At 73.4% G+C, this 8,479-nt stretch carries 6 protein-coding genes and 1 pseudogene; 2 read left to right on the top strand and 5 right to left on the bottom strand.

What is annotated here, in order from left to right:
• Together ABZU91_RS19465 and ABZU91_RS19460 are read left to right on the top strand one after the other, a co-directional pair.
• Window positions 1-83: pseudogene (locus tag ABZU91_RS19465) on the top strand (DUF742 domain-containing protein); the annotation flags it as partial.
• The gene (locus tag ABZU91_RS19460; protein WP_355242048.1) at window positions 64-687 is read left to right on the top strand and encodes an ATP/GTP-binding protein; all 624 of its coding nucleotides are present in this window, start codon (window positions 64-66) and stop codon (window positions 685-687) included. The pseudogene ABZU91_RS19465 and the gene ABZU91_RS19460, both read left to right, overlap by 20 nt.
• Before the next feature lie 68 nt (window positions 688-755).
• Here the strand turns inward: ABZU91_RS19460 and ABZU91_RS19455 are convergent, their stop codons facing one another.
• The 5 genes from ABZU91_RS19455 to ABZU91_RS19435 are packed head-to-tail and all read right to left on the bottom strand — an operon-like array spanning window position 756 to window position 8,266.
• Window positions 756-1,844 (bottom strand): uroporphyrinogen-III synthase, encoded by a 1,089-nt coding sequence (locus ABZU91_RS19455; RefSeq protein WP_355242045.1) that lies wholly within the window; start codon window positions 1,842-1,844, stop codon window positions 756-758.
• Entirely contained in the window at window positions 1,844-2,194 is a 351-nt protein-coding gene (gene nirD, locus ABZU91_RS19450; protein ID WP_355242042.1) for a nitrite reductase small subunit NirD, read from the bottom strand. The genes ABZU91_RS19455 and nirD overlap by 1 nt, the downstream gene beginning before the upstream one ends.
• Window positions 2,191-4,713 (bottom strand): nitrite reductase large subunit NirB, encoded by a 2,523-nt coding sequence (nirB, locus tag ABZU91_RS19445; RefSeq protein WP_355242040.1) that lies wholly within the window; start codon window positions 4,711-4,713, stop codon window positions 2,191-2,193. The genes nirD and nirB overlap by 4 nt, the downstream gene beginning before the upstream one ends.
• Window positions 4,710-6,149 carry an FAD-dependent oxidoreductase gene (locus tag ABZU91_RS19440; RefSeq protein ID WP_355242037.1) on the bottom strand — a complete coding sequence of 480 codons (1,440 nt, stop codon included), beginning with the start codon at window positions 6,147-6,149 and terminating at the stop codon, window positions 4,710-4,712. Before ABZU91_RS19440 ends, nirB begins: the two co-directional genes overlap by 4 nt.
• Window positions 6,146-8,266: a molybdopterin oxidoreductase family protein gene (locus ABZU91_RS19435; protein WP_355242034.1), complete on the bottom strand. Its 2,121-nt coding sequence runs from the start codon at window positions 8,264-8,266 to the stop codon at window positions 6,146-6,148. The genes ABZU91_RS19440 and ABZU91_RS19435 overlap by 4 nt, the downstream gene beginning before the upstream one ends.
• Between the last annotated feature and the right edge of the window lie 213 nt (window positions 8,267-8,479).

Below are 8,479 nucleotides of genomic sequence, written 5' to 3'. Positions count from 1 at the left end.
TACACACTGCTGCTCCCGCCGAGGGGTTCGAGGAGCGGATGGAACTGCTTGGAAGGGTGCTAAGTGGACTTCGCAGGCTATGACCCCGCTGGGGGGCGGCCGGGCCGGGGAATCGTCTCCGCGAAGATCGTCGTCGCGGGCGGTTTCGGCGTCGGCAAGACGACCCTGGTCGGCGCGATCTCCGAGATCACGCCGCTGAGGACCGAGGCGGTGATGACCGCGGCCGGCGTCGGCATCGACGATCCGTCAAAGGTGCCCGGCAAGGAGACCACCACGGTCGCCATGGACTTCGGCCGTATCACCATGGCCCAGGACCTGATCCTGTACCTGTTCGGTACACCGGGTCAGACCCGCTTCTGGTTCATGTGGGACGAGATCATCCGGGGCGCGGTGGGTGCCGCCGTCCTGGTGGACACGCGCCGGATCACCGACGCGTTCGCCCCGCTGGACTACTTCGAGAACCGCAACCTGCCGTACGTGGTGGCGCTGAACCGGTTCGACGGCGCTCCCCAGTACGAGCTGGAGGAGGTCCGCGAGGCGCTGGCCATCTCGCCGCAGGTGCCGCTGGTGATGACCGACGCCCGGCATCGGGATTCGGTCAAGCAGGTGCTGGTGACGGTGGTCGAGCACGCCATGCTCCGGCTCCAGGCCGAGCAGGGTCGGGGCTTCCCCACGCCGGTCGGCTGAACCGTCGGGTCACGGTCGACTCAGTCGCAGGGCCACGGCCGGTGGGTCACCGCCGGCCGTGGCGCGGTTCAGTCGACGCGGAGCCGGTAGCCGCGCTTCACCACGGTCTGCACCACCCGGGGCGCGCGCAGGCCGGCCCGTAACCGGGCGACGGCCATCTCCACGGCGTGCTCGTCCGCGCCCCGAGGCAGCGTCCGGAGCAGCGCCGTACGGGACAGCACCCGGCCCGGAGACTGGGCCAGCGCCCGCAGCACCGCCATCGGGGCGGGCGCCAGGGGCCGCAGCTCTCCGTCGATGACCGCTGCGTGCCCGCGCAACGTGAGCAGATGGCCGCCGGCCTTGAACGTGATGGTCCGCCGGGGCAGCTCATCGACGATGGTGCGTACCAGGGCACCCAGCCGGGCCCGGCCGGGCGCGCTGACCGGCACCCCGTGCCGTAGCAACGGCTCGGCGGTCACCGCGCCGACGCAGCTCGCCAGCACGTCGTTGCGGAACGCGGCCACCACCGCGTCGGTACGGTCGCCGGCGGCCCGCAGCAGCGCCTCGACCGCCGGCGCGGAGGTGAACGTCACCGCGTCCACCAGCCGGCCGGCGATCAGGTCGATCAGCCGGTGCAGCGGCGCCGGGTCCGTCGGGGGCGCCCAGCGGTAGACCGGCACCTCGATCACCGTGGCGCCGGCCGCCTCCAGGGCGAGGGTGCACTCGGGCTGGCGCTCACCGTGCAGCTGCATGGCGATCACCTGCCCGGCAACGCCGCGCCGGCGCAGGTGCTCGACCACCTCGTCGCAGCTCTCCGACGCCGGTGACCACTGGTCGTGCAGTCCGGCCGCACGGATCGCGCCACGTGCCTTGGGACCGCGGGCGACGACGTACGAGCTGGCGAGGACCGACCGCAGCGGCTCGGCCAGACCCCAACCCTCGGCAGCTTCCAGCCACCCGCGCATCCCGATGCCGGTGTTGGCCATCAGGATGTCGGGTGGCTGGTCGAGGCAGGCGCGGGTCGCCTCGCGCAGTTCGGTGTCGTCGGACAGCGGCACGATCCGCAGCGCCGGGGCGAGCACCACGCGTGCGCCCCGGCGTTCGAGCAGCGCGGCCAACTCGTCGCGCCGCCGGTCGGCGGTCACCCCGATGGTGAAGCCGGCCAGTTCTTCCCGCATCAGTCCTCCCGTCGCAACCGCACCTCGACGATCCCGTCGTGGCAGCGCGTGTCGTGCCGGGCCACGGCCACCCCGGGCAGGTCGAGGCACTCGCCGGTGCGCAGGTCGTACACCTGCTTGTGCAGCGGCGAGGCGACCGTCGGTACGCCGCCACGGCTGCCCACGATGCCCCGGGACAGCACGTACGCACCGGAGACCGGGTCGCGGTTGTCGATCGCGAACAGCCCGTCCACGGTGTGGAAGAGGGCGACCTGCACGCCGTCGACCAGGGCGGCGACACCCCGCTCCGGTTCCAGCCGGCCGAGGGGGCAGACCGCGGTCCAGCCGAGTGTGGTCATCGTGGGGCTCATCGCCGTACCTCCGGAAGGCCGAGCGTGACGGGACGACGGCCGGAACCGTCGGGTGGGGTGCCGCCGCGTGCCGGTACCGGCTGGCCGCGCTCCACCGCGAAGGTGATCGACGGGTCGGGCACGTCGGGGGCGTTGACGAAGGAGGTGTAGCGGCGCAACCGCTCGGGGTCGTCCAGCACGTCGCGCCACTCGTCGGAGTACGACGACACGTGTCGGGCCATGGCCTCGTCCAGGTCGGCGCAGATGCCCAGCGAGTCGTCCACGATCACGGCGCGCAGGTGGTCCAGGCCGCCGTCCAAGGCCTCGATCCAGCCGGCCGTGCGTTGCAGCCGGTCGGCGGTGCGGATGTAATACATCAAAAATCTATCGATCAATCGAATCAGTGCTTCTGTCGACAGATCAGTGGCGAACAGGTCGGCGTGCCGGGGCCGGAAACCGCCGTTGCCGCCGACGTAGAGGTTCCAGCCCGTCTCGGTGGCGATGATGCCGAAGTCCTTGCTGCGTGCCTCGGCGCACTCCCGGGCGCAGCCGGAGACCGCCGACTTGAGCTTGTGCGGCGCGCGCAGCCCGCGATAGCGCAGTTCCAGCGACACGGCGAGACCCACCGAATCCTGTACGCCATATCGGCACCAGGTCTCGCCGACGCAGGACTTCACCGTGCGCAACGCCTTGCCGTACGCGTGGCCGGACTCGAAACCGGCGTCCACCAGCCGCCGCCAGATCTGCGGTAGCTGCTCCACCCGGGCACCGAACAGGTCGATCCGCTGGCCACCGGTGATCTTCGTGTAGAGCTGGAAGTCCCGGGCGACCTCGCCGATCACGATCAGCTTCTCCGGGGTGATCTCGCCGCCCGGGATGCGGGGCACCACCGAGTAGCTGCCGTCGCGTTGCAGGTTGGCCAGGAAGTGGTCGTTGGTGTCCTGCAGGGACGCCTGCTCTCCGTCGAGCACGTGCCCGCTGCCCAGCGAGGCCAGGATCGAGGCCACCACGGGCTTGCAGATGTCGCAGCCGCGTCCCCGACCGTGCTCGGCGACGAGCCGGGAGAACGTGCGGATGCCGCGGACGCGCACGATCTCGAACAGCTCCCGGCGGCTCACGTCGAAGTGCTCGCAGAGCGCGGCGGACTGTGCCACGCCGGCCGCGTCCAGGAGCTGCTTGAGCATCGGCACGCAGGACCCGCAGCTCGTGCCCGCCCTGGTGCACGTCTTCAACGACGGCACGTCCGCACAGCCACCCGCGATGGCGGCGTCCACGTCGCCCCGGGTCACCGCGTTGCAGGAACAGACCTGCGCGGTGGCGGGCAGCGTGCCGGCGTCCGCGCCGCCGCCGTCGGGGGCGAGCAGGGCCAGCGGCGGGGCCGGCAGCGGGCCACCCACGCTGGCCCGCAACGTCGGGTACGCGCTGGCGTCACCCACCAGCACCCCACCGAGCAGGGTGTGCGCGTCGTCGGAGAGGACCAGCTTCGCGTACACCCGGGTGGCCGGGTCGGTGAACGTGACGTCCAGGCAGCCCTCGGTGGTGCCGTGCGCGTCGCCGAACGACGCCACGTCCACCCCGAGCAGCTTGAGCTTGGTGGCGGTGTCCGCGCCCGGGAAGGTCGCCGCGCCGCCGACCAGCCGGTCGGCCACCACCTCGGCCGTCGCGTACCCCGGGGCCACCAGGCCGTGACAGGTGCCGTCGACCGCCGCGCACTCGCCGACGGCCCAGACGTGCTCGTCGGCGGTGCGGCAGGTCTCGTCGACCAGCACCCCACCGCGCGGACCCAACGGCAGGCCGGCGGCGCGTGCCAGCTCGTCGCGGGGCCGGATGCCGGCGGCCACCACGACCAGTTCGGCGTCGACGACCCGGCCGTCGGACAGCTCCAGGGCGGCGACCGCGCCGTCGGCCCCGGCGCGGATCGCCGTGGTGGCGACCCCGAGGTGGGTACGCACACCCAGCTCCTCGACGTAGCGGCGCAGCATCGCGCCGCCGGCCTGGTCCACCTGCACCGGCATCAGCCGGGGCGCGAACTCGACCACGTCGGTGCTCAGGCCGAGCAGACGCAGGGCGTTCGCCGCCTCCAACCCGAGCAGCCCGCCGCCGATCACCGCGCCGACCCGCCGACCCTGGGCGTACTCCCGGATCGCCGCCAGGTCGTCCAACGTCCGGTAGACGAAGACCCCGGGCAGGTCGGCCCCGGGGACCGGCGGGACGAACGCGTACGACCCGGTGGCCAGCACCAGCGCGTCGTAGCCGTACTCGCCCTCGGCGGTGGTCACCAGCCGCCGGGCGCGGTCGATGGCGGTGACCGGCTCACCGAGGCGCAGCCGCACCCCGTCGTGCGGGATGTGCACGTTCAGCTCGTCCTCGCCGACCCCGTCGAAGTACGCCGAGAGTCGTACCCGGTCGTATGCCGGACGCCCCTCCTCGGCAAGCACCGTCACCCGCCAGTGGCCCTGCGGGTCACGGGCGCGCAGCGCGTCGACGAAGCGCTGTCCCACCATCCCGTTGCCGACGACGACCAGGTCTGCGCCGCTCATCGCGTCACCTCCACCGATTCCGCTTCGGACAGCCAGTCGACGATGCCGCCGACCGCGTCCCGGCATCCGCCGCATCCGGTGCCGGCCCGGGTGCCCGCCACCACCGCGTCGACCGTCCGCGCGCCCAAGCGCCAGCAGCGCACCAGGGCGCCCTTGGTCACGGTGTTGCACTGGCAGACGACGGCCGCGTCCGGCATCAGCGCCGGTGACGCGCTCGGCGCCGCGACGGCCCCGCCGAGCGTCCGACCCAGCAGCAGGGCCCGCCGGTCGGCCGGGACCGGGTGACCCCGGTCGAAGAGTTGGATCACCGTGCCGATCGCCGGGTTGTCGCCGAGCAGGATCGCGCCGGTCAACCGCTCGTCACGGATGCGCAGCCGGGCGTACGTGCCCCGGGCCGGGTCGGTGAACGTCAACTCCTCGCCCGGGCCGCCGTTCGCCGCGTCGCCCATCGCCGCCAGGTCGATCCCGGCCGCCTTGAGTCGGGTCACCACCGGACGGGGCCGGTACCGGGCGAGCGGGTCCGTGCCGGTCAGCACGTCGGCGAGCACCCGGGCCTGGGCCCAGGCGGGCGCGACCAGCCCGGTGATCGTCCCGTCGTGCTCGGCGCAGTCGCCGAGCGCCGAGACGGACCGGTCGCTGGTACGCAGTCGGTCGTCCACCACCACGCCGCGTCGCACGGTGAGCCCGGCGGCCTGCGCGAGGGCGGTGTCGGGGCGTACGCCGCAGGACAGCACCAGCAGGTCGGCGCGCAGCGACCGGCCGTCGGCCAGGTCGAGACGGACGCCGGTGTCGTCCGCCACCACCCCGGTCGCCGGTACCCCGAGCTGGATGGTGACGCCGAGCCCCGCGAGCGTGCCGGCCAGCACCGCGCCGGCCGCGGGATCGAGCTGCCGCTCCATCAGGTGGTTGGTCGGGTGCACCACGGTGGTGGCCAGACCGCGCGTGGCCAGGCCCCGGGCGGCCTCCAGCCCGAGCAGCCCGCCACCGAGCACGATCGCGGCGCGTGCGCCCCGGGCCACGGTCAGGATGCGGCGGCAGTCGTCCAGGGTCCGGAAGGGCACGACCCGCCCCGGCAGGTCGGCCGGGTCGAGGCCGGGCAGGGGCGGCACCACCGCCCGCGCGCCGGTCGCCAGCACCAGGTGGTCGTAGGCGATGCGTTCGCCGTCAGCCGTGCGGACCTCGCGGGCCGCCCGGTCCACCGCGGTCACCGCGACGCCGGACCGCAGGTCGATGCCGTGCCCCGCGGCCTCGGTCAACTCCACGTCCGGTTCGTCGATGCGGCCCGCCAGCAGCGTCGACAGCATGATCCGGTTGTACGCGCGGTGCGGTTCCGCCCCGAGGACGGTGACCTTGCGGTCGCCCTCGCGGGCGTGCAGCTCGGCCGCGAGCCGGGCACCGGCCATCCCGTTGCCGACGATCACCACCCGGGCGGTCATGCCTTCTCCACCCGGACCGCGCAGATCTTGAACTCGGGCATCCCGGAGATCGGGTCCACCGCGTCGTTGGTCACCGAGTTGGCCCGCCCGACGCCGGGCCAGTGGAACGGCGCGAAGACCGTGTCCGGGCGGATACCCGTGCTGAGTCGGGCCGGGGCACGCAGCTCGCCCCGACGGGACGTGACCCGCACCGGGTCGCCGTCGTCGATGCCCAACCGGGCGGCCAAATCGGGGTGCAGCTCGACGAACGCCTCGGCCGCGGCCCGACGCAGCGCCGGCACGCGCCGGGTCTGCGTGCCGGACTGGTACTGGGCCAGCACCCGGCCGGTGGTGAAGTGCAGCGGGTACGTGGCGCACACCTCCTCGGCGGCCGGCCGGTGGTCGACGGGGTGGAACCGGGCCCGGCCGTCCGGGGTGGCGAACCGGTCGGCGAAGAGCCGTGGCGTGTCCGGACCGTCCTCGCTCGGGCAGGGCCAGTGGACGCCGTCGGCGGCGTCGATGCGGTCCCAGGTGATGCCGGCGTAGTCGGCGGCGCCACCGGCGGAGGCGCGGCGCAGTTCGGCGAAGACGGTGGCCGGGTCGGTAGGGAAGCGCGCGGCAGCGGTCTCGGCGTCGCCCAACCTGGCCGCGAGGTCGGCGAGGATGGACAGGTCGGTGCGGACGCCCGGTGGCGGTGGACGCAGCGCGCGTCGACGCAACACCCGGCCCTCCAGATTGGTCATCGTGCCGTCCTCCTCGGCCCACTGCGCGGTGGGCAGCACCACGTCGGCCAGCGCCGCCGTCTCGGAGAGCAGAAGGTCGGCCACGACCAGCAGGTCGAGGTCGCGCAGTCGACCCTCGATCCGGGCGGCCCGGGGAGCGGAGACCACCGGGTTCGAGCCGAACACCAGCAGCGCCCGGGGACCGTCGGCGGTGCCGAGCGAGTCGAGGAGCTGGTACGCCGGCACACCGGGACCGGGTAGCTCGTCGGCCGGTACGCCCCAGACGCCGGCGACGTGCTCCCGGGCCACCGGATCGTCGATCTTGCGGTAGCCGGGGAGCTGGTCGGCCTTCTGCCCGTGCTCCCGCCCACCCTGACCGTTGCCCTGGCCGGTGAGGCAGCCGTACCCCGAGCCGGGGCGGCCGGGCAAACCCAGGGCGAGGGCGAGGTTGACGTACGCGCTGACGGTGTCGACACCCTTGGCGTGCTGCTCCGCCCCGCGCGCGGTCAGGATGATCACCCGACCGCCGGTGCCCAGGGCGCGGGCGGTCGCCTCGAGATCGGCCACCGGCACGCCGGAGAGCTGTTCCGCGCGGGCCGGCCACCAGGCGGCGACGCTGCGGCGGACCGCGTCGAAGCCGGTGGTGCGCTCGGCCACGTACGCCTGGTCGACCCAACCCTCGGTGAGCGCGATGTGCAGCAGCGCGTTGGCCACCGCGAGGTCGGTGCCGGGCAGCGGTTGCAGGTGCAGGTCGGCCTGGCGGGCGGTGGCGGTGACGCGGGGGTCGACGACGATGAGCTTTCCGCCGCCCCGGCGCTGCTCGGTGAGCCAGCGGACCAGCGGTGGCATGGTCTCCGCCGGATTGGCGCCGACCAGCAGCAGCGTGTCGGCCCGGCCCAGGTCGGCCAGGGGGAACGGCAGCCCTCGGTCGACGCCGAAGGCGCGCATCCCGGCGGCCGCCGCCGAGGACATGCAGAACCGTCCGTTGTAGTCGATGTTGCGGGTACGCAGCGCGATCCGGGCGAACTTCCCCAGCGCGTACGCCTTCTCGTTGGTCAGCCCGCCGCCGCCGAAGACCGCGACCGCATCCCGGCCGGAGCTGTCCTGGATCGCGCGTACGCCGGCGGCGACCCGGTCCAGCGCGGTGTCCCAGGTCGCCGGACGCAGCTCGCCGCTGGTCGGGTCGCGTACCAGCGGAGTGGTCAGTCGTTCCGGGTGGTCGAGCAGTTCGGCGGCGGTCCAGCCCTTCTGGCACAGCCCGCCCCGGTTGGTGGGGAACTGGCGGGGGAGCACGGTCACCCCGGTGTCGTCCTCGCGCAGTGTCATGCCGCACTGGAGGGCGCAGTACGGGCAGTGCGTCGCCACCTCGCGGGGCGTGTGCCCCGATCCAGTTGCCGGCCATGCACCGTCTGTCATGTCGGCAAAGCGTGCCGCTGGGCAGTTTCCAGTCCGGGTCCCTTCTGTTTCGGTCCTGTCAAGTGGGCCTCACACCGCACAGAAGCGAGGCAGCGGACCGCAGCCCCACCCCCGCGATCTTGCACTTTCGGTGGCGACTTAAGGGGCATCCCGCTCATCTCGACAACCGAAACTGCAAGATCGACGGGATGGTCGGTTTCGCGTGCTCACCCG

The sequence above is a fragment of the Micromonospora sp. NPDC005174 genome (assembly GCF_040608495.1).
Lineage (GTDB): Bacteria > Actinomycetota > Actinomycetes > Mycobacteriales > Micromonosporaceae > Micromonospora.
The sequence above is the reverse complement of the archived record's forward strand: the minus strand, read 5'-3'. Positions and strand labels throughout refer to the sequence as shown.

Bases quoted from the DNA above. Each gene is read 5' to 3' on its own strand.
- ABZU91_RS19435 (WP_355242034.1), bottom strand. From the start codon at position 8,266: ATGACAGACGGTGCATGGCCGGCAACTGGATCGGGGCACACGCCCCGC.
- nirB (WP_355242040.1), bottom strand. From the start codon at position 4,713: ATGAGCGGCGCAGACCTGGTCGTCGTCGGCAACGGGATGGTGGGACAG.
- nirD (WP_355242042.1), bottom strand. From the start codon at position 2,194: ATGAGCCCCACGATGACCACACTCGGCTGGACCGCGGTCTGCCCCCTC.
- ABZU91_RS19455 (WP_355242045.1), bottom strand. From the start codon at position 1,844: ATGCGGGAAGAACTGGCCGGCTTCACCATCGGGGTGACCGCCGACCGG.
- ABZU91_RS19440 (WP_355242037.1), bottom strand. From the start codon at position 6,149: ATGACCGCCCGGGTGGTGATCGTCGGCAACGGGATGGCCGGTGCCCGG.